The organism is Bartonella sp. B23, assembly GCF_053793815.1.
Genome location: NZ_CP200033.1, coordinates 861,813 through 882,423 on the forward strand (window position 1 = coordinate 861,813; position 20,611 = coordinate 882,423).

General features: G+C 37.7%; 21 protein-coding genes, 1 tRNA gene and 1 pseudogene. 5 read left to right on the forward strand and 18 right to left on the reverse strand.

Annotated elements, in window-relative coordinates; all coding sequences use genetic code 11:
- Positions 1–6: 6 nt before the first annotated feature.
- From V4B17_RS03895 to folE, 5 genes and pseudogenes are all read right to left on the reverse strand, one after another.
- Positions 7–1,034 (reverse strand): annotated as a pseudogene (locus V4B17_RS03895) (tyrosine-type recombinase/integrase); the annotation flags it as partial.
- A 200-nt stretch (positions 1,035–1,234) separates the two neighbouring features.
- Positions 1,235–1,729, reverse strand: coding sequence for a hypothetical protein (locus V4B17_RS03900; protein WP_455480181.1), 495 nt, complete (start codon positions 1,727–1,729; stop codon positions 1,235–1,237).
- Between the two features lie 136 nt (positions 1,730–1,865).
- The gene (locus tag V4B17_RS03905) at positions 1,866–3,050 is read right to left on the reverse strand and encodes an alpha/beta hydrolase (protein WP_455480145.1); all 1,185 of its coding nucleotides are present in this window, start codon (positions 3,048–3,050) and stop codon (positions 1,866–1,868) included.
- 191 nt (positions 3,051–3,241) lie between these two features.
- Positions 3,242–3,326 (reverse strand) — tRNA-Leu (locus V4B17_RS03910).
- A gap of 128 nt (positions 3,327–3,454) precedes the next feature.
- Positions 3,455–4,072 (reverse strand): GTP cyclohydrolase I FolE, encoded by a 618-nt coding sequence (folE, locus tag V4B17_RS03915; protein ID WP_455478912.1) that lies wholly within the window; start codon positions 4,070–4,072, stop codon positions 3,455–3,457.
- A gap of 125 nt (positions 4,073–4,197) precedes the next feature.
- Here folE and V4B17_RS03920 point away from each other — a divergent pair, with 125 nt between their 5' ends.
- The 3 genes from V4B17_RS03920 (at position 4,198) to thrS (ending at position 7,076) form a co-directional block, all read left to right on the forward strand.
- Complete coding sequence (locus V4B17_RS03920; RefSeq protein WP_455478913.1) at positions 4,198–4,626, forward strand: iron-sulfur cluster assembly scaffold protein; 429 nt, start codon at positions 4,198–4,200, stop codon at positions 4,624–4,626.
- Positions 4,627–4,980, forward strand: coding sequence for a membrane protein insertion efficiency factor YidD (gene yidD / locus V4B17_RS03925; protein WP_455478914.1), 354 nt, complete (start codon positions 4,627–4,629; stop codon positions 4,978–4,980).
- A gap of 119 nt (positions 4,981–5,099) precedes the next feature.
- Positions 5,100–7,076 (forward strand): threonine--tRNA ligase, encoded by a 1,977-nt coding sequence (gene thrS, locus V4B17_RS03930; protein WP_455478915.1) that lies wholly within the window; start codon positions 5,100–5,102, stop codon positions 7,074–7,076.
- 48 nt (positions 7,077–7,124) lie between these two features.
- Here thrS and V4B17_RS03935 read toward each other — a convergent pair whose 3' ends face one another.
- The 5 genes from V4B17_RS03935 to V4B17_RS03955 all read right to left on the reverse strand — a co-directional run bounded on the left by V4B17_RS03935 (position 7,125) and on the right by V4B17_RS03955 (position 11,009).
- Complete coding sequence (locus tag V4B17_RS03935) at positions 7,125–7,628, reverse strand: MerR family transcriptional regulator (RefSeq protein WP_455478916.1); 504 nt, start codon at positions 7,626–7,628, stop codon at positions 7,125–7,127.
- Between the two features lie 186 nt (positions 7,629–7,814).
- Complete coding sequence (locus tag V4B17_RS03940) at positions 7,815–8,138, reverse strand: integration host factor subunit alpha (protein ID WP_455478917.1); 324 nt, start codon at positions 8,136–8,138, stop codon at positions 7,815–7,817.
- Between the two features lie 76 nt (positions 8,139–8,214).
- Positions 8,215–9,189 carry a beta-ketoacyl-ACP synthase III gene (locus tag V4B17_RS03945; protein ID WP_455478918.1) on the reverse strand — a complete coding sequence of 325 codons (975 nt, stop codon included), beginning with the start codon at positions 9,187–9,189 and terminating at the stop codon, positions 8,215–8,217.
- Positions 9,190–9,225: 36 nt separating this feature from the next.
- Positions 9,226–10,308, reverse strand: a complete 1,083-nt coding sequence (gene plsX / locus V4B17_RS03950; protein WP_455478919.1) for a phosphate acyltransferase PlsX — start codon at positions 10,306–10,308, stop codon at positions 9,226–9,228.
- A gap of 137 nt (positions 10,309–10,445) precedes the next feature.
- The gene (locus tag V4B17_RS03955; RefSeq protein ID WP_455478920.1) at positions 10,446–11,009 is read right to left on the reverse strand and encodes a DUF177 domain-containing protein; all 564 of its coding nucleotides are present in this window, start codon (positions 11,007–11,009) and stop codon (positions 10,446–10,448) included.
- A gap of 216 nt (positions 11,010–11,225) precedes the next feature.
- Here V4B17_RS03955 and V4B17_RS03960 point away from each other — a divergent pair, with 216 nt between their 5' ends.
- The gene (locus V4B17_RS03960; RefSeq protein WP_455480182.1) at positions 11,226–11,705 is read left to right on the forward strand and encodes an outer membrane protein assembly factor BamE; all 480 of its coding nucleotides are present in this window, start codon (positions 11,226–11,228) and stop codon (positions 11,703–11,705) included.
- An 83-nt stretch (positions 11,706–11,788) separates the two neighbouring features.
- On the opposite strand, the gene nusB is transcribed toward V4B17_RS03960, so the two are convergent.
- From nusB to glyA, 6 genes are all read right to left on the reverse strand, one after another.
- Positions 11,789–12,259, reverse strand: coding sequence for a transcription antitermination factor NusB (nusB, locus tag V4B17_RS03965; RefSeq protein ID WP_455478921.1), 471 nt, complete (start codon positions 12,257–12,259; stop codon positions 11,789–11,791).
- 2 nt (positions 12,260–12,261) lie between these two features.
- Entirely contained in the window at positions 12,262–12,720 is a 459-nt protein-coding gene (locus V4B17_RS03970; protein WP_455478922.1) for a 6,7-dimethyl-8-ribityllumazine synthase, read from the reverse strand.
- 82 nt (positions 12,721–12,802) lie between these two features.
- Positions 12,803–13,420: a riboflavin synthase gene (locus V4B17_RS03975; protein WP_455478923.1), complete on the reverse strand. Its 618-nt coding sequence runs from the start codon at positions 13,418–13,420 to the stop codon at positions 12,803–12,805.
- Complete coding sequence (gene ribD, locus V4B17_RS03980) at positions 13,402–14,529, reverse strand: bifunctional diaminohydroxyphosphoribosylaminopyrimidine deaminase/5-amino-6-(5-phosphoribosylamino)uracil reductase RibD (protein WP_455478924.1); 1,128 nt, start codon at positions 14,527–14,529, stop codon at positions 13,402–13,404. The genes V4B17_RS03975 and ribD overlap by 19 nt, the downstream gene beginning before the upstream one ends.
- Positions 14,522–15,010, reverse strand: coding sequence for a transcriptional regulator NrdR (gene nrdR / locus V4B17_RS03985; protein WP_455478925.1), 489 nt, complete (start codon positions 15,008–15,010; stop codon positions 14,522–14,524). Before nrdR ends, ribD begins: the two co-directional genes overlap by 8 nt.
- Before the next feature lie 12 nt (positions 15,011–15,022).
- Positions 15,023–16,336: a serine hydroxymethyltransferase gene (gene glyA, locus V4B17_RS03990; RefSeq protein ID WP_455478926.1), complete on the reverse strand. Its 1,314-nt coding sequence runs from the start codon at positions 16,334–16,336 to the stop codon at positions 15,023–15,025.
- Between the two features lie 326 nt (positions 16,337–16,662).
- On the opposite strand from glyA, the gene argC reads away from it, so the two are divergent.
- Positions 16,663–17,598, forward strand: coding sequence for an N-acetyl-gamma-glutamyl-phosphate reductase (gene argC, locus V4B17_RS03995; protein WP_455478927.1), 936 nt, complete (start codon positions 16,663–16,665; stop codon positions 17,596–17,598).
- Positions 17,599–17,619: 21 nt separating this feature from the next.
- Here the strand turns inward: argC and V4B17_RS04000 are convergent, their stop codons facing one another.
- Both V4B17_RS04000 and V4B17_RS04005 read right to left on the reverse strand, forming a co-directional pair.
- Entirely contained in the window at positions 17,620–18,708 is a 1,089-nt protein-coding gene (locus V4B17_RS04000) for a COX15/CtaA family protein (protein WP_455478928.1), read from the reverse strand.
- 125 nt (positions 18,709–18,833) lie between these two features.
- Entirely contained in the window at positions 18,834–20,600 is a 1,767-nt protein-coding gene (locus V4B17_RS04005; protein ID WP_455478929.1) for a hypothetical protein, read from the reverse strand.
- Between the last annotated feature and the right edge of the window lie 11 nt (positions 20,601–20,611).

Below are 20,611 nucleotides of genomic sequence, written 5' to 3' on the forward strand. Positions count from 1 at the left end.
CAGAAAAATGGTTTCTGCAATTTCAAATGCTGTAGACGTTGTTTCTGCTATCCAATCACGAAGACTTGATCTGAAACCGTGAAATCTATAATCAATCCTTCTTTCTTTCATGAATTTAGAAAGAGTCACGTCAGATACAGGTTTTCCAGAACTTCCAACAAATAAAAAGTCATTTCGTTTTGATTTTTCAATAACAGAAAGTGCTTTAACTGTAAGTGGAACGCAAAAGTCAGAAACCATTCCAACTGTCCCCTTCATGTTTTCCTTTGGAATCGTCCATATTGATTCATTAATCTCCTCCAACCGAATATACCTGATCGGCATCGAGAAAACCACAGTTAAAATAAGAAGCTTTAAAGCTAAATTTGATATAAATGAACATTGAAAGATTGATAAAATTCAGGCACTTTTTTCCATAGCATTTCTGGAATATCTTGAGTATCTTGGATAAAATTTCCTGATAAAGATTTTGCTTTTGGTATCAATTGCATATCAACATCTATACCATGTGCTGCCGCATATTTTATAGCAATATTCAAGCGAGACAAAGAGCTTTGCTTGCTGTTTCGTTTTTTGTTTTCAAAATAGGAACCACACATTCTTTCATATCAACCTGACTCAATTCGTTAATTGCTATATCACCAAGTTTAGGGAAAACATGCAGCTCAAGAAGTATTAACCACCTTGCAGTTTTTCCCCCGCCTTTCAATTCATTTTTTTCACTTCAAAAGCACTTAAGACAATCTCTCGTAAAGAAATACAACCACCAGTTCGTTGTAATTTTTCTTTCACAAATTGGATCAATTCCCTGACTCAAGAGTTTACGGTAAACTGTATCCTTAAGCCTTGCCTCTTTTAAAGATACATCATCACAAGAGCCTAATCCCATCTCACGACGCTTTTTATTAAGATCAAATCTAAAAACCCAACGCCCTTGATCTAATGTCGTTTTAATAAGCCATAAGCCTGCTCCATCAACATATTTTTCCTTTTGTCAAATTCTTTATTGCTAAGATAGACAACCTATCACGCATTCTCACTCTTAAACCACCTTTTAAGTCGCGCTTGAGACGCTTTTACCTTGTATAAAAATTACAATAAAAACAATTACTTATTAAATAAAACAAGACAGATAACATTATAACATGATACCGTCAAGAACTCTAGAGAGAAAGAAAATAGGTGCCTCTGAAGCACCATATATTATATTTATTCAAAAAATCTTTTGTTTTTTTTAATATTCTTTTTCGAAGAGATGTGGGCTTTCGACAATAAGCTTTTCTCGCGCTTTTTGTAGCTGTTTAATGACTTCATCAATTCTTGATGGAGAATAAAAAGATTCTTGGCTATCCAATAAATGTTGTCTTTCTCTTCCCTCATAAAAACACTGCATCTGAGACTGAAGTATTCTAATCTCTTGAAAAAAAAGACGTCCAGTCTCTTTGAACCCATTATTAAGTGAAAAAAGTTGATCGGAAATTGATACCAAAATTTGTTTTAAAAAGCGCTCATTTTCTTGTCGTTTACGATATTCTAAGATAAGAGCATGGCTTATTTCATCCAGCTGTTTTTTTGTGGAATCAATTTGACGCAATAAATTCGGTTTTTCCCCCATATTACCTTCTCTCACCTTCAAAAGCATAGTATGAATATCTAATAACTTAACTGCGGAATGAGATAAATAATCAACCAATGTAGGCGTATCGGTACGGCGTTTTCGTGCAAGCATCATAAACTCACCTAATAACTATTTACATTCATCCCGCCATTTACTTTCATTTTACAAAACCATTCTAAAGAAAGTGCTAAAAAATATTATTTACAACTCATTTATATTTAATAGAAAATTTCGATCTTTCTTATGCTTAATGCGAAGCTAAAGGAGTTAAGAAACGTACAGGTGTATAAAGAATAAGATGAGTTGTTTTTTCCAACACACTGCTACTGTCAGCGAGAAGCGCCTGACTAGGCGACAACTCTGTACCTTGCATAATTGTTGAAGCCAAAGAACCTTCTCGAGAAAGAGCCATCAATGTTGGTGAAGATGCAAAGACATGATGTGTCCCGCCATCAACATTAGAAAAATCGAAAACAGCTATTCCATTTTTACGCAACATTTCAACATCTGAACCATCCCCTACACGATGATGTCCACCTGTAAGACGCCCTGAAACAGCTAGCGCTTTATCCGCACGAGATACCAAAACAGCCGTTGGTTTAGGCAATTTTTTAATATCGTTAAGTTGACGCTCAAACACATCAATATCAATATCCGGCGCTGCCATTAAAAAACTTGTAATACGGCGAATGGGTTTATAGTTCCCCTGTAATGCTAAAGTTCTAAATGCCTCCATTACGACAAAATTTCCCATAGAATGCGCAATAACTGAAATCTGATCAGCATTGGTTTCGCTGATGATTTTTAAAAGCTCTATGAGTCCACCACGCGCGAAATTAGCGCTATCACGATCATAAATATAAAGAGGTACTGATCCAGCAGATGGCCAAGAATAGTGCACAGCAACAACATCCAAAGAATAATCGTATGTAAACTGAGCTGTACGAAATGTGCCATCTGCAAAATTGTTATTATAGCCATGAATAAAAAGGAAAATTTCTTTTTTTCCTTTTTTCTTTTTTGCTAAAGCAGCATTTAATTGCTGCTTAAACTGTTCTTTGCTATCGTATTTTTGTAATGCCACTGCCGCAAAATACTTATCATGAGTAGGTTTATAAGCATTTATTTCAACAACACCCTTCATATGTTGTTGAGGAATTCCTACATCGACGCGATTGTAGTGCACTTTATTTGATCGCTCTGCTCCATAAGGCTGAGAATAATTATTTTGCATCATACGACTTGTTGCAACATACACTGGAACAACGGTTTTCGGAAGAATTGATTTACCTTCAACTTCCTTTTGTGCTGCAGCCATGGACGGTGTTGCATGTACCCCATGCCAGAGCACAGCACGCGACTTGCTACATGCCGTTAATAAAGAAACACAAATAAAGAATGTAAAATACCTTAAAAATACTGTACTTCTCACTCCAATATCACCCGATCTTATTAAAAAAATCAAAATCTCAAATCTACAGGTAAAAAAATTCTACCACCTCTGAAATGAAACCATTGCCAGGAATGCAAACAGATAATACATAAAGAAATCCCCCGCGACAATGAACAAAATAGCATCCCCCTCAAACATAATACAACCCTATCCACTACAGAGAATTTAAATGGTGCGGTCGAGAAGACTCGAACTTCCACGGGCTACCCCACAGCGACCTCAACGCTGCGCGTCTACCAATTCCGCCACGACCGCACGTAGTAAAGAAAAATATACTGACCTCTGGCTTTAACAAATCATAAAGCGAGGTACAAGCCTATTTTCGCTTTCCTACAATTTATTTTATTTGAATGATTTATAGCTCAATAGAATGTACACTTTAATTATAATCCTTGAACCATCCTCATAAAGTTATCTCGCATATCTTGGTCTTTTTCATAACAACCACTAAAATTCGTTGTAATTGTTGTAGCGCCTTGCTTTTGAATCCCTCTCATAGCCATGCACATGTGCTCAGCCTCAATCAAAACCGCAACACCACGAGGCTTCAGATGTACTTCCAAAGCACCAGCTACTTGAGCTGTCATAGCCTCTTGTGTCTGTAAGCGACGAGCAAAAATGTCTACAACACGCGCAATTTTTGAAAGTCCAACAATCTTTGTATCAGGAAGATACCCGATATGAGCTTTACCAACAATTGGGATCATATGATGCTCACAATGTGAATAAAAAGGAATATTTTTTACCATTACAGATTCATCATATCCTGAAATTTCTTCAAAAACCGTACCTAAAATCTCTTCAACCGATTTGCTGTAACCAATAAAAAGCTCGCGGTACGCTTTAGCTACACGTCTCGGAGTGTCTACGAGCCCTTCCCGATTCGGATTTTCCCCCATCCATAACAACAATGTACGAATCGCTTCTTCTACCTCTCCAAAACTAGGACGCTTTCCAGATAAAAATGAATCTATCCTACCTCCTTTAACAACATTATGCATCTAAAAACTCCAAGTTTATCCTACACAAAATATTTGCTACATATCTATTTCATTTTGTATAATCTCTATATAAACGAATTAAAAGCTTAAACAATCACGACTCTCAAAATTTCAGGAAAGTGCTCATGATTGATAAAATCTATAGTGAAAAAGTACTCAAATATGCCGCACATATAAGTAGTATCGGGCGCCTTAATAATCCGGATGCAACGTCAAAAAAACATGCACGCCTTTGCGGTTCAACAATCACTGTAGATCTAAAAATAGAAAATGACATCGTTATAGATTTTGCCCATGAAGTGCAAGCATGTGTGCTAGGGCAAGCTTCAGCTTCACTTTTAGCATCTCATATTAGAGGACAAACAACAAAAAATCTTAAAATATTACGTGAAATTATCTATCATATGTTAACGAAAGATGGTCCATCTCCTCAAGATCCATTTCAAGCTTTTTCTTGCTTGCAACCCATTAAAGACTACAAAGCGCGTCATGCATCAATAATGCTTCCACTTGATGCAACTGTAGATTGTATTGAACAAATTGAAGAAAAATAAATGCTCAAATCACAATCCCGAAAAAAAAACGGCCAAACTCGAAATTATATAGGACATTGGCGAAAAACACCTGGACGATTGCTTGGCATTTTTTTGATACGTTTCTATCAAATAACACTTTCCAGCTTTATAGGGAATCAATGTCGCCATGCACCAACCTGTTCGGAATATATTTATGAAGCAATCGCACGTCATGGTCTGTGGGCTGGTGCATGGATGGGACTTTTTCGTATTATGCGTTGTGGTCCATTTGGAACACACGGATTCGATCCAGTACCTACTTTTCTTGAAAAGAATTGTTGTTTTTATAAACCTTGGTGTTACTGGAAAATTTCTACTAAGCGTAATAAATAGTTCTTTTCTTTTTTCATGTGTATTGATAAAAAACAATTTGTAAGCTTTAAATTAATTATTACTCAGTTTTCACAAAACCATCCGTGATCGTTGACGGAATTGGATTAAAGGGGTGTTGTATGTCTTGCTCTGTTTCTCTTTCTTTTCCTGACGGTTCAAAACGTGATTATCCCCCTGAAATGACTGGTTTGGAATTAGCAGAATCTATTTCTAAATCACTTGCAAAAAAATCAGTGGCCTATAACCTTAACGGAAGCACACGAGATCTATCAGATCCATTAGAACAATCTGGTCAAATAGAAATTATTACCCGAGAAGATCCGCGTGCTCTTGAGCTCATACGTCACGATTGTGCACATGTACTAGCTGAAGCAGTGCAAGAGCTCTTTCCTGAAACACAAGTAACTATTGGTCCTGTCATTGAGAATGGTTTTTACTACGATTTTGCACGCCAACAACCTTTTACATTGGATGACCTCACCATTATTGAAAAAAAAATGCGTGAAATTATTCAGCGCAACAAACCTTTCAGAAAAGAAATTTGGTCTCGTGAAAAAGCGAGAGAGATTTTTTCTGAAAAAGGCGAACTCTACAAAGTAGAACTTATCGATAGTATCCCCACAAATCAAGATTTAAAAATCTATTATCAAGGTGATTGGTTTGATCTTTGCCGTGGACCACACATGCAGTCTACTGGACAAGTTGGAAATGCCTTCAAACTAATGAAAGTCGCAGGAGCTTATTGGCGTGGAGATGCCAATAATCCAATGCTAACAAGAATTTATGGCACAGCATTTGCGAATGAAGATGACTTAAGAGCCTACCTACACATGCTAGAAGAATCTGAAAAACGTGATCATCGCCGCTTAGGACGTGAAATGGATTTATTTCATTTCCAAGAAGAAGGACCGGGAATGATCTTTTGGCACAAAAAAGGCTGGAAAATGTTCCAGAATTTGATCAATTATATGCGTAGGCGTCTTGATGATCATCAGTATGCTGAAGTTAATGCACCGCAAGTTCTCGATAAATCGCTTTGGAAAATATCCGGGCATTGGGGGTGGTATAAGGAGAATATGTTTAAAGCAATCCCAGCAGCTGAGGATTGGGATAATGAAACAGTTTATGCTCTTAAACCAATGAATTGCCCTGGTCATGTGCAGATTTTCAAACATGGTTTAAAGTCTTACCGCGATTTACCTATTAGACTTGCTGAGTTTGGTATTGTTCATCGTTATGAACCTTCAGGCTCTCTGCATGGTCTTATGCGTGTACGTAGCTTTACACAAGATGATGCCCATATCTTTTGTACAGACGAGCAGTTAGCGGATGAATGTCTCAACATTAATGATTTAATTTTATCAACTTACGCTGATTTTGGTTTTAAAGAAATAAGTCTTAAGCTTTCAACACGTCCAGAAAAGCGAGTCGGATCTGACGCATTATGGGATCATGCGGAAAATATCATGAAATCCGTTTTGAAAATTATTGAAACAAAATTTGCAGGACAAATCGAAACAAGTATCCTTCCAGGTGAAGGTGCATTTTACGGTCCAAAATTTGAATATACATTGAAAGACGCTATCGGTCGTGAGTGGCAGTGTGGGACAACACAAATAGACTTTAATCTTCCGGAACGTTTCGGCGCATTTTATATTGATAAAGATTCAGAAAAACGTCAACCAGTTATGATTCATCGGGCCATTTTTGGATCAATGGAACGTTTTCTTGGTATATTAATCGAAAATTTTGCTGGACATATACCACTTTGGCTTGCGCCTGAACAGGTCGTTGTAGCAACAATTACATCAGAAGCAAATGAATACGCAAAAAAAGTAACAGCAAAAATTAAAGCTGCTGGACTTTCTGCAACATTAGATCTTCGTAATGAAAAAATTAACTATAAAATACGTGAACACTCTTTACAAAAAATTCCTGTAATTTTGGTATGCGGCAAACGTGAATCTGAAACAAATAGCGTGAATATGCGCTGCTTAGGAAGCACAGATCAAATCTCTTTGCCTATAGAAGAAGCGATTAAACAACTAACGGATAAAGCAACACCACCAGACTTGTGCCGTTTAATAAATACTTAAAAGGTATGCAAAAAGATAAAAGGGACTATAAAGCAGAAAGAATCGCCGTTATCGCGCTCTATCAAGAACCCGCTTACATTCAATGAGTTCAAGCAGCGTTTCTTGCAACAATGCTTTATCGGTTTTTTCTTTGTGAACATCCACAGAACCAACAGCTGTTTCTTCCTCATTTCTCATAAAACCCAAAAGACCGAAAGAAGATTTTTTAGGTTTGTTGTTACCAGATTCAAAAGTTTGTCCTGTTTGCTTTTTCTTTACTACAACATTCATAGCATCGAGATCGCCACTACCAAATGCAGCAACAAAAGCAACACCATTCTCCTTTAAAAGGCGCTGCACACCTTTTATTGTATAACCCTGATCGTACAGTAGTTGCTTAATACCATTAAGCAAATCAACATCAGTCGGACGATAATAACGTCTCCCCCCACCACGTTTCATTGGTTTTATCTGTCGAAAACGCGTTTCCCAAAATCTCAAAACATGCTGCGGAAGCTCCAACAGCTCGGCTACTTCGCTAATTGTGCGAAAAGCATCAGAGCTATTATCCATCTTGCAACACCTTATCCAAAACACTACGAATGATTCTACAAAGACTCATGAGGTTTCAATTTATTAACAAGATTGGTCAAAAATAGGACCACACCTTAAACTAAAAAGCCTTTTTCTTAAAATAAAATGTAGAGTTTAATCTTATACACTTTTTTAATAAATACCAAGCACTGTAACAGCGTTCACCTATGTGATATCATTTTTCTGTCTTGTACGATGCGCATCTAAAATTCTTTGTTTAAGTACATTTGCAGCCTTAAATGTCACTACACGTCGCGGTGGGATAGGAGCTTCAACACCTGTTTTTGGATTCCGTCCAACACGCTCATTTTTATTGCGAACTTGAAAAGATGCAAAGGAAGAAAGTTTAACTGCCTCACCCCTCACCAATGAATTGCAGATTTCATCCAAAACCAATTCAACCAAAGCGGCTGATTCGGTGTGTGACAAGCCTACCCTTCTACAAACTACGCTCGCTAAATCTGCACGCGTTACCGTTTTACTTGCCATTATAACCACCTATTTAAAATTAAAAATTACAAAATGACTTATACGTTTTATTCAAATATGGTCAAGCGACTATAATCTACCAACGAACAAGAACTGCTCCCCATGTAAATCCACCTCCCATAGCTTCTAACATAATGAGATCTCCTTTTTTAATTTTTCCATCGTGAACAGCCTTTGTTAACGCCAATGGCACCGATGCCGCAGAAGTATTACCGTGCTGATCAACAGTAATCACAACTTTATCTGCTGAAATTCCTAATTTTTTAGCTGATGCTTCAATAATACGTTTATTAGCTTGATGAGGCACAAACCAATCTAATTGTGAAGAATCTATGCCAGCAGCCGCAAAACAATCATCAACCACATCTGTTATCATACCAACTGCATATTTAAAAACTTCTCGTCCTTCCATACGTAAATAGCCCGTCGTTTGCGTTGTCGAAGGACCACCATCAACATACAGCTTATCCATATAGGCACCATTAGAGCGCAATTTTGCAGCCAATATGCCACAATCAAAAGCAACATCACTCTCACTTTTTTGTGCTTCCAAGACAGCAGCCCCCGCACCATCACCAAATAAAACACATGTAGTGCGGTCTTTCCAATCTAAAATTCGAGAAAATGTATCAGATCCGATAACTAAAATTCTTTTAGCTGTTCCACAGCGTAAATAAGCATCTCCTGTTGTTAAAGCAAAAATAAAACCAGAGCAAACAGCCTGAATATCAAAAGCAAATCCATGACTCATCCCTAAAGCATGCTGAATTTCAACAGCAGAAGCAGGAAAAGTGTGGTTCGGTGTTGAGGTTGCTAAAATAATACAATCAATGTCTTTTATTGTTAGACCACCATTGACAAGTGCTGCTTGTGCAGCCTCAACTCCCAAAGAAACAGTTGTTTCATTTTCATTGGCAATATAACGTTGGCGTATCCCTGTACGCTGAACAATCCATGAATCAGACGTTTCAACAAATTTTGCAATCTCACCATTTGATAAGCTTTTTTTTGGTAAAGCACTCCCTACACCACACATAACGGATCGAATCATTCGTCCCTAACCTTTTCTTCACACTTTTCAATTATACTACAAAAGCTTATCATAAGCTCCTCCATTCACCGTCGCTTCATCATCCTGGTCAAAAAGTATTTCTTTATCCTTATGAAAGCGCCGTAAATCCGTAGCTATTTTTTTCAAAAGTCCATTATTAACCATCTCATAAGCAACACGGATAGCAGAAGCAAAACCGTTAGCATTAGCACTCCCGTGACTTTTGATCACAACACCATTCAACCCCAAAAGCACTCCACCATTCACTCTATCTGGATCCATTTTGTATCTCAGTGCACGAAAAGCACTCCGCGACAAAAAATAACCAAGAGATGTTAAAAAAGAACTGCGCATAGCGGAATTTAAGATCTCCCCTATCTGGCGTGCAGTTCCTTCTGCTGTTTTCAAAGCAATATTACCAGAAAACCCTTCTGTTACAACAACATCTACTGTTCCCTTTCCAATGTCATTACCTTCGACAAATCCCTTATACTCTAATCCTTCCAAGTGCACTTCACGCAATATCATTCCGGCCTTTTTAATTTCATAAAGGCCTTTAACCTCTTCAACACCCACATTTAAAAGCCCAACACTTGGCTTTTCAGTATGATAAAGCGCGCGAAACATACCCGCCCCCATAACAGCCAAATCTACCAACTGACTAGCAGATGCACCAATTGTTGCACCAATATCCAAAACGATACTTTCACTGCGAAGCGTTGGCCAAATACCTGCAATTCCAGGACGTTCTGCCTCTTCCATCATTTTTAAACAAAAATAAGACATTGCCATGAGTGCACCGGTATTACCTGCAGAAACACAAGCATCAGCCTCGCCATTTTTTACCGCTTCAATTGCATACCACATTGATGATTTACCACGTCCATTGCGTAGTGCTTGGCTTGGCTTTTCATCCATGCGCGTATAACTTTCTGTAGGATAGAAACGTGATACGGACGCTAAACAAGAGTATTTTTTTAAAACTGGTACAACAACCTCCTCTACCCCATAAAACAGAAAGTAGATATTCGACAAAGCTTTTTGTATAATTGCTGCCCCTGCAATAGTCGCTTCTGGGCCATAATCACCGCCCATTACATCTACAGAAATTCTAATCACGCTTGCATATCCCACATCTTTTCATTTACGCTTTTTAAGTGCATATTATGACTTTTCGCTATTGAACAACCACAAAAATACACCGTGCAAAAATACTGTTTTTGTAATGCCATACAATAGATAATTTTTTTATGTTTTTATAATCGCTTCCAACTTTTCAAAACAGAAAACGGCGATAACTTTTGTTCAGATTCTTCTAAATTTTCAATCATACGTATTCTTACCCCCTCTTTGCGTGGATAATGATTAATGGACAACTCAAAAAATTCTTCCATAATTGCACCAATATCAATTTTATCACCATAAAACACTTCTGGCGTATCTAGCTCCTCCACATCTAAGAACAATTCTCCTGCATCTTCTAATATTTTCGGCTTCATCAAATTTGAGTCTGCACGAACCAAAACAACATCAATATTTTCACAGAGAATATTCTCTAGTGGCTCTAATGTGACAACACATAACTGCATTATATGTGCTCGCAATAGACCTTTTATACGTACTCCGCGTTTTTTCCACGGGAAAATATGAAATTTTCCTTCACAGAATTTTACTTCAACCAAATCGTGATTCTTAGCTAAATGAGCACATTCTCGCTGTTTCGCACAAATATAAACATTTATACCCTTAGCAGGTAGAGAACATACTGATATTGGATAAGCCAAAGCAAATGTCATTTGAGAAACATTTTGAACATTCATTAATGACTCCCGAATATAGAGTGTAATGTACTGCAATTTTATTTAACCAAAGTACATTTTATTCATTTTTTTCTTTTCTAAAGAACCTCTGTGTGTCATAATTTACTTTATAACAGGGAAGCTCAACGTAAGCTATGGCAGATTAAGCTAAAATGACGAAAAACTTGAGGTTGCCTTTTTTTGTGTATCTAGATACAGGAGATGTCGTTGTTTCAAATGTTCCACATAGCGGTTCTGATCAAGCGTGAGTTACTAGTTGGTCTGTCAATAGCAAGCATGATAGTGGTTTCCGGTTGTAGTATTCTCGATTCTTCAGGTTCAAGCCAGATATATCAAGAAGGTTATGTCCTTGATAAAAATGCTCTTAGCTCTGTTTCTGTTGGATCAAGTCAGGAGCAAGTTATTTTAAGTTTGGGAACCCCCTCGTTAAAAACGAACTATGATAATGAAATTTTCTATTATATCTCACAAACGCGCTATCGTAAAATGCAGTTTATGAAAACAAAGATTATTGATCGTAGGATTTTGGCGATTTATTTCAATAAAAATAATCAAGTTACTAAAATAGCTAACTACGGTCTACAAAATGGACAAATATTCGATTTTGTCGCGCAAACAACCCCAACCGCTACAAAAGAACAGCCTTTTCTGATCCAGATTATTAAAGGTTCTGCGAATTTACCAACGCATGGCTAAGTTATAACAGTTCGTGTACAATTTTGATAATCTCAGGACTGATAATTATTAGTCCTGATAGCATTGAATTTGTAACCGTCCTCTTAGAGGCGGATTTTTTTTGCCATACTGTCAAGAACTGCATTGACAAGCTTTGGTTCATCCCCTTCAAAAAACGCTTTTGCTATATCCATATATTCATTCATAACAACAGCAACAGGCACATCTTGGCGGTTGATCAACTCCCATAAACCTGCACGCAAAATTGCACGTAGTATAGAATCAAGACGTGAAAGCGACCACTCAGCAGAAAGCTGTTGATGAAGCATAGGATCAAGCTGTTTTTGATCTTTTACAACACCTGTGATAATAGCTAAAAACCACTGAAAATCAGCATCAAGGTACTGATCTCCATCAATATTTTTTCCTAAACGATAAGTCTCATACTCAGCTGCTGTTTCCATTACACCAGAACCAACAATATCCATTTGATAAAGCGCTTGAACTGCAGCGAGTCTTGCTGCTCCACGTTTATTAGCTGAACACGAAGAATGTATTCCTTTTATATCAGCCATATTTAATGATTATCTCCAAATCTTTTTTTGAGAGCGATCATACATAGAGCAGCTTTAGCAGCAACACTACCTTTATTTTTTTCATCCTGTTTTGCGCGCGCCCATGCTTGCTTTTCATCTTCAACGGTCAAAATACCATTTCCGATAGCCAAGTTCTTATGAACAGTTAAATCCATTAATGCACGACAAGAATCATTAGAAACAATTTCAAAATGATATGTTTCACCACGAATAACACACCCAAGTGCTACATAACCATCATAAATGACCTTACCATTTTTTTCAGCAAAAGCTATTGCGGCTGGTATTTCTAATGCTCCTGGCACTGTTACAATATCATAACTTGCTTCAAATTTTTGCAAAGTACTCACAGCACCAGCAAGAAGCGCATCAGAAATTCCATTATAAAAACGCGCTTCAACAATCAATACATGTGATTTTTTATGTATCTCTTTTATCATGACAGAATCCTATAGATAAAAATTAACCAAAAAAATAGGATTATAGAGTGCAAAATTCTAAAAAATACAATAAGCTTTCAACTTACTCGTCTATCATTTTAAAGCCAGAAAACTTTGCAGCATAACGAGCCAATTGATCAATTTCTAAATTAACGTGATCTCCAATTTTAGTTTGTCCCCAAGTTGTCATTTCAAGTGTATGGCGAATAACAAGGATATCAAAAATACAATCCTCAACGCAATTAACAGTCAAAGATGTCCCATTAAGTGCAATAGACCCCTTGCTTACAATAAAAGGTGTAAATATTTTTGAAACTTGTAGAAAAAAACGAACTGCATCACCTTCATTTTTTTGATCAATGACCTCTGCCAAACCATCAATATGACCAGAAACTAAATGCCCGCCCATTTCATCACCCAAGCGGAGAGAGCGCTCTAAGTTAATACAAGTCCCCTTTTTCCACTCTGCAAGATTAGTCAAACGCAATGCCTCTTCCCATGCTTCCACAGCAAACCAACTGATGTTCGCATGTTTTGATCCTCGCTCAACGATTGTTAGACAAATTCCTGAACAGGCAACTGATGAACCAATTTCTAAACTTTCCATAGCATAACGCGTAGAAATATTTAAGCGAACCCCTTTTTTTAAAGATTGAACATCTTCAACACAACCTATATCCGTTATAATCCCTGTGAACATAATGTCTTACGTCTCCATTTATAAAAACGGTCATTTCCAAACATCCTTGTCTCAACTTCCTGAAATTGTGAAAGGTAATTTCCAAAACGAGGAGCTTCAATACGATTTTTGCCTAAAATAACGGGTGCATAAAAGCATATCAAATGATCCACACAACCGGCATTTAAAAACTCTTCCCCTGTTTTTACACCTCCCTCAAGTAAAACGCTATTGATTCCACATCGATAAAGCAGCTGTAAAATAGCAAAGGGCTGCATGCAACCATTGCCCATTTTTACCGAATACACAGACACACCAAAATGTTCTAGTGCACTTTTTTTGCTTTTCTTCAAAAAATTTGTATCACAAATCACCCATGTAGGAATTCTTGTTGCTGTTTGGACAACTTTTGCATCAAGTGGGATGCGTAAATCTGAATCCAAAATAACGCGTATAGGCGAACGTGTCTCCATCCCTGGCAAACGGCAATTTAATTGCGGGTCATCCGCTAGTATAGTACCAACACCAACAAGAATAGCATTATTTTGAGCACGTAAAATATGAGTATGAGTGTGAGAAATCATTCCACTAATTTTTATTCCACCCTGCCCCTTTTTTCCCACACCATTATCAGCAGAAATTGCCATTTTTAAAGTAACTGCACATCTCTGTAGCTTCCTTATACACAAATGTGTGCACAACGCCTCAAAAGCCTCCTCAGCTAAAACTCCCTCAACCACTTCAATCCCAGCCGCACGTAAAAGAGCAATACCACGACCATCAACTCGCTTATCTAAATCAATCAGAGCAATAACAACCCGTGAAATACCTGAATCAATGAGTGCATTCACACACGGCGAAGTTTTTCCATAATGCGAACAAGGCTCTAAAGTCACATAAGCAGTAGCACCACGAGCCAAGGAGCCCGCCATATGTAAAGCTTGCACCTCAGCATGAGGCCTTCCATGGATGGCCGTTACACCATACCCAACCACGGACATTCCTACACCATCATCGTTTCGCACAATCAACGTACCGACTGAAGGATTCTCACCTGTAAGACCGACATGACGCTCTGCCAAACGGATAGCTGCAGCCATAAACCGCTCATCTTGCACTTTTTTATTCATCAAAGCGAGATTCTGTATCCGTATCCATTATACCCTTTGACAACTCGTCAATCACATCATGAAAATCGCTTGCATTACAAAAATCCCGATAGACGGAAGCAAAACGAATATAGGCAATATCATCAATACTTTTCAACGCTTCCATAACAAGATGTCCAATTTTTTCCGAAGCAATCTCTGGTTCTCCCAAACTCTCAAGCTGACGTACAATACCAGAAATTGCTCGTTCAACATAGTCAGGATCAATATTGCGCTTACGTACAGCTATATCAACTGAACGCATTAACTTATCACGATCAAATGGCTCACATCGTCCACTTTTTTTAGATACTAAGAGTTCACGCAACTGAACACGCTCAAAAGTTGTAAAACGTCCACCGCAAACGGAACATACACGTCGACGGCGAATGACCGATCCCTCTTCCGCAGGACGCGAATCCTTAACCTGTGTATCTTCGTATTGGCAGTAAGGGCAACGCATCTTTTTGCATCCTTAACAAGTGCTCAGATAAGAGTAAAGAGGAAATTTATTCGTTATATCTCCTACCTTTTTCTTAACAGCCATTTCAACAGCACTGTTGTCTTCATCATTTTTCGCTATCCGAAGACCATTAAGAACCTCTGAGATCAAATCACCAACTTGAATAAACTCTTTTTCCGTAAAACCACGCGTCGTCGCAGCAGGTGACCCCAAACGAATTCCTGATGTGATAGAGGGTGTTTCAGGATCAAAAGGAATACCATTTTTATTACAGGTAATATGCGCTCGTCCCAAAGCCAATTCTGCGCGTTTTCCTGTCACATTTTTAGAACGCAAATCAACCAATAGCAAATGATTATCTGTACCGCCAGAAACAATATTAAAACCATTACTTTGCAGTGTTTTTGCTAAAGTTTTTGCATTAGCAACGACATGAGCACTGTAACTTTTAAAAGAAGGACGCAAAGCCTCCTCAAATGCAACAGCCTTAGCCGCAATCACATGCATTAAAGGACCACCTTGAAGACCTGGAAAAATTGCTGAATCGATTTTTTTGGCTAATATCTCATCATTTGTCAATATCAAACCACCACGAGGACCGCGCAGCGATTTATGCGTTGTAGTCGTTACAATATGCGCATGCGGAACAGGCGAAGGATGAACACCTCCTGCAACTAAACCCGCAATATGAGACATATCAACAAGAAAATAAGCACCGATCTCATCTGCAATTTCACGAAATCGTTTCCAATCCCATAGGCGAGAATAAGACGAGCCACCTGCTATAATAAGTTTTGGTTTGCGTTCTTTTGCAAGGCGTTCAACTTCTTCCATATCAAGAATCTGATCCTCTTGACGCACACCATAGGAAACAACATCGAACCATTTTCCTGACATATTGACCGCTGAACCATGGGTAAGATGACCACCAGCATTTAGATCCAGTCCCATAAATGTATCACCTGGCTGAAGTAAAGATAAAAAGACAGCCTGATTCATTTGGCTACCAGAATTAGGCTGGACATTTGCATAAGCAGCACCAAAAAGCTGCTTTGCTCGTTCAATTGCTAAATCTTCAACAACATCAACAAATTGGCAACCACCATAATAGCGTTTTCTTGGATAACCTTCCGCATATTTATTGGTTAAAACCGACCCCTGTGCTTCAAGAACTGCTCTTGAAACAATATTTTCTGACGCAATCAGCTCAATTTCGCATTGTTGACGCCCAAATTCACCCCTAATCGCATCAAAGATTGCAACATCAACAGTTTGTAATCTATCATTAAAAAAGCGCTTTTGTATGTCGTTTTCCTGTTGATTCATAAAACACATTCCTAAAGTAAAAAAATAAAGTAACTAAACGATAACACAGCAAATCGCGCAAACAAAATATTTTAAACCATTTTCATCCAAAAATGATGCAAACAATTACCTTATTTCTTTGCTATGTGAGCAAAAGCTCTTTTCCCACAAAATGCTGCAAAATGGGTATGACGTTTTTCCTCCCGCGCTCCTATCTGCCATAATTTCTATAAAAATATCTATAATATTAGTAAATTCAATAACTTAATGACTATTATTTAAATTGGTAATAATTTATAATATGAAAAGCTGAATATGGTGGAAGAAATTAATTCAAGGTAACCAGGATGACAACAAGAGTTTTTATTGATGGTGAACATGGAACAACCGGATTACAAATACAAAAACGACTGGCAGAGCGTTCGGATTTTAAATTACTCTCTCTTTCTCATACAGAGCGACATAACATTAACATTCGGCGAGACTATCTTAGTCAAACTGACATTGCCATTTTATGTCTTCCAGATGATGTCGCACGCGAGACAGTTGAATGGCTTAAAAATAATAAAAAAATTAGAATTATTGATAGCTCAACAGCACACCGTGTTACGCCAAATTGGGTCTATGGTTTTCCTGAAATGACTGCAGGACACAAAAAACGTATCCAAACAGCGCATTACGTGACCAATCCCGGATGTTATCCTACCGGTGCAATTAGCTTGATTCGACCACTCCGTGAAGCAGGCCTGCTAGATGCTTATTATCCGATATCAATTAACGCAGTATCCGGCTATACTGGTGGAGGTAAACAATTAATTGCACACATGGAAGATCAATCTCAACAAAATAATGTTCGGGAAAATTATTTCATCTATGGTCTCAATCTTGGACACAAACATGTGCCAGAAATTAAAATCTATGGACAAATCAACCAAACACCCATTTTCGTACCAAGTGTTGGTCGTTTTGCTCAAGGAATGATTGTAAATATTCCACTACATCGTCATTTATTTACAAAATCAGCGAACTGTTCTGATCTGCGAGAAATTCTTCAAAACCATTACAGTGGACAAAATATCATATCAGTTGCCTCACAAGAAGAGACCGATGCACTCACCAAACTCAATCCAGAATGCTTAGCACATACAGATGGGATGAAACTATTTGTATTTGGCAATGAGCGCGAAGGAATTTTTAATCTCTGTGCCATATTGGACAATTTAGGAAAAGGCGCTGCTGCTGCTGCCGTTCAAAATCTCGATTTAATGCTTTCAGGATACTAATACTTCTTTGGTGATAAATTATTAAACAGCACGATATACCCCTTTTGTTGCTCGCCAGTGAGCAACCGAAAAACACAATATCGCTAACGCAACGCTTTGATGAATAAGCCCAAAACTTATGGGAACTTCATGTAACAAGGTGACGACACCCAAAAATGCCTGAACAACGATCATCATACATATAAAAAATGCACGGCGCGCATGGGTTGAGTATGGAGCATTCTTTTGTACGTATAAAACATGAATAACTGCTGTAATAAACAAAAGATACGCAAAACAGCGATGAAAGAATTGAACAGTTAGAGGATTTTCGAATAAATTAAGCCAAACAGGATTATGCTGAAATAATCCATCAGGAATGATCTGACCATCCATAAACGGCCATGTGTTGTAGACTTTCCCAGCATGAAGCCCTGCAACTAAAGCACCAAAATAAATCTCAATCACAATAAGAATAACAAACCAACCAGCAAAATATTGAACCTTTTTATTTGCTGGTTCCTCTGAATACTCTGTGAGTCCTCGCGCCAAATAAGTAACAAAAATAATAACAAAACATGCTGTTATAAGATGAAATGCCAAACGATATTGACTCACGCTTGTCAAATCACTCTTGCCAATGCCTGAAGCTACCATCCACCAACCAATCGCCCCTTGAAATGCAATAAGAATTGGTACAACCGCGAGCTGAAATAAAATATTTTTTTCAATACGTTTTGTCGCCCAAAACCAAATTAAACCGAATAAAGCCACAAAACCAACAAGACGCCCGAGAACACGATGTGCCCATTCCCACCAGAAAATAACCTTAAACGCATTTAACGTCATATCACGATTAAGTAGCTTATATTGCGCTATCTGTTGATATTTTAAAAACTCTTCCTGCCATTGATCTACACCAATTGGTGGAATAACACCATGAATCGGCTTCCATTCTGTTATAGACAACCCTGATCCTGTCAAGCGGGTCGCCCCTCCCACCAAAACAATAGCCAAACAAAGCAATAAAATAGAATAAAGCCACACCTGAACTTGTTTTCTATTTTTCTTTTGCAATGCTGTTAAAATGCCACCATTCAACCCCTCTACTGTCATCTCTGATTGCCCCACGTCTCTCTCCAATCACAACTCATTTCAAAATTTAAACATTAAATCTTAGGCTATTTTAAGTATGTCTATAGCTCTAACACAAAACAAGCGTATCATTACAACATGCAACGAGCAATCTACGACATTTATGATGCAACCACACGATAAACAGTTTTCGGAAACTTACTCACCATTTGCATCATCCAATCCTGTTCGTTAAGCGCAATACTACAAATATAATAATCTGTTAACTCTGCAAATTTCTCAAATCCATATTTTGGTTCACTCGCCATTTCTAAAACGATAAAATCGTACTCTTTTTTAAATTCCTGTAATACATGAGGAATTTCATTTGAAAAATTTTGTGCACAAACAGCACTTGTTAATCCTTGAGGAAGAATATCAACTCCCGTATCATAATCACGGTAAATAACGTCATGCAACTGGGCATTTCCTGTTAAAATATCGCTCATTCCCCGATGAGGACCAATAACTTTCTCTATTTGTTGACCAGAAATATCCACTAACAGGATTGTTTTGTGCTCTTTTACGAGATGAAGAGAAAGCCTTGCTGCCATCCGCGCAGCTTCTGGCCCAATTATTGAAACGACCGTTGAAGTACGGCATTTCAAAAAATCAGATAATCCCTCTATTGTGATCAAAGATTCAAAACTTTTTATTTTCTCAGATACTAAAGCGCCCTCATTATTTTTAAGATCATTTTCTCCTAGTTGACCTTTTTTTATTTCAAAGAATCGGCGAAATAACAATATTCCTCCCAACAAAGTAACCACGCTTGTGAGCACACTGATAATAACATTTTTTCCGTAAAGATCCATAAAAGAAATAGGAACTAGCGTTGTAGGCACAACCACGTGGATCTTTGTACCTTGTAACAGAGAAAAAACTCCGCTCATCTTTTTATTTTGTAAACCCACTACTGCTTTTATTTTATTTTCAAGCTCATCAAACATTTGATTCAAAGATTGGGACTGATCTTTTATAAAAGAGCTCATCCTTTTTTTGAGTTGTTTTTCAAATTCTGTTGCAATAACTTCATCCGAATGAATTTGATGAATGATCTGCAAAATTTTATTCTCTAACTGATGAGAAATTGCCTCTAATTCCGCAGTCATTGCTTTAATTTGAGGATGTGTCCAACCTAATTGCGCAACCATATGTGCTCTTTGTGTCTCCAAAAGGTCACGCTTGGATTCTAATGCAGCAATCACTGAATTATTTGCAATAAATGATAGAGACAGTAAAGACTGTCCTTTTTCACGCATCATATTAATAGTTGAATTTAAACTCGTTAAATGAATACGCTTCAAGGTTGCTTGCGTTAATTGCATAGAAAGATCACTAAGCTCTGTTCGCTTTACATTTTGATAAATGAAAGAATCAACAGATGAACGAAATCCCTGCACTATATTAAGTACCTCAGTTCTATCGTATTGTTGACCAGTCTGTAACTGCGTTAACAATAATTTTTTTTTCTGTTCTATGATTGCTTGTGAAAATGCAGAAAACCACATTTCCAATCCATATCGAGCAGCTTCAACAGTTCCAGCTTCAAAAGTAAGATCGATAAAATTACCATTGCGAGACAAGCGAACATTTTCATGAAAATCTTTCTTCTGAGCAGCATCTGAAGCAAAATTTTGTACGCTTGAAGTGCCCGAAAATATGGACTGTGAAAACAGGAATGCAAGGATATTGTTTTGCTTATCAGTTGGCAATGGCTTTCCTACAGAATCAGATAACGAAAAAGTCAAGCTTGCCCGATATATCCGTGGTTGAATAAGGTAATACAACCAAATAAAAAATGCACATACCAACACTAACAGCAAAACGAACAAAACATTTCGCAGAATCGCGCGTACAAACAGTCTTTTATTACACTTAAGACTCATTTTTATTTCAA

Coding starts and splice junctions, on each gene's coding strand:
- V4B17_RS03900 (WP_455480181.1), bottom strand. CDS start 1,729: ATGCTTGCACGAAAACGCCGTACCGATACGCCTACATTGGTTGATTAT.
- folE (WP_455478912.1), bottom strand. CDS start 4,072: ATGCATAATGTTGTTAAAGGAGGTAGGATAGATTCATTTTTATCTGGA.
- V4B17_RS03920 (WP_455478913.1), top strand. CDS start 4,198: ATGATTGATAAAATCTATAGTGAAAAAGTACTCAAATATGCCGCACAT.
- yidD (WP_455478914.1), top strand. CDS start 4,627: ATGCTCAAATCACAATCCCGAAAAAAAAACGGCCAAACTCGAAATTAT.
- thrS (WP_455478915.1), top strand. CDS start 5,100: ATGTCTTGCTCTGTTTCTCTTTCTTTTCCTGACGGTTCAAAACGTGAT.
- V4B17_RS03935 (WP_455478916.1), bottom strand. CDS start 7,628: ATGGATAATAGCTCTGATGCTTTTCGCACAATTAGCGAAGTAGCCGAG.
- V4B17_RS03940 (WP_455478917.1), bottom strand. CDS start 8,138: ATGGCAAGTAAAACGGTAACGCGTGCAGATTTAGCGAGCGTAGTTTGT.
- V4B17_RS03945 (WP_455478918.1), bottom strand. CDS start 9,189: ATGATTCGATCCGTTATGTGTGGTGTAGGGAGTGCTTTACCAAAAAAA.
- V4B17_RS03955 (WP_455478920.1), bottom strand. CDS start 11,009: ATGAATGTTCAAAATGTTTCTCAAATGACATTTGCTTTGGCTTATCCA.
- V4B17_RS03960 (WP_455480182.1), top strand. CDS start 11,226: ATGTTCCACATAGCGGTTCTGATCAAGCGTGAGTTACTAGTTGGTCTG.
- nusB (WP_455478921.1), bottom strand. CDS start 12,259: ATGGCTGATATAAAAGGAATACATTCTTCGTGTTCAGCTAATAAACGT.
- V4B17_RS03970 (WP_455478922.1), bottom strand. CDS start 12,720: ATGATAAAAGAGATACATAAAAAATCACATGTATTGATTGTTGAAGCG.
- V4B17_RS03975 (WP_455478923.1), bottom strand. CDS start 13,420: ATGTTCACAGGGATTATAACGGATATAGGTTGTGTTGAAGATGTTCAA.
- ribD (WP_455478924.1), bottom strand. CDS start 14,529: ATGAATAAAAAAGTGCAAGATGAGCGGTTTATGGCTGCAGCTATCCGT.
- nrdR (WP_455478925.1), bottom strand. CDS start 15,010: ATGCGTTGCCCTTACTGCCAATACGAAGATACACAGGTTAAGGATTCG.
- glyA (WP_455478926.1), bottom strand. CDS start 16,336: ATGAATCAACAGGAAAACGACATACAAAAGCGCTTTTTTAATGATAGA.
- argC (WP_455478927.1), top strand. CDS start 16,663: ATGACAACAAGAGTTTTTATTGATGGTGAACATGGAACAACCGGATTA.
- V4B17_RS04005 (WP_455478929.1), bottom strand. CDS start 20,600: ATGAGTCTTAAGTGTAATAAAAGACTGTTTGTACGCGCGATTCTGCGA.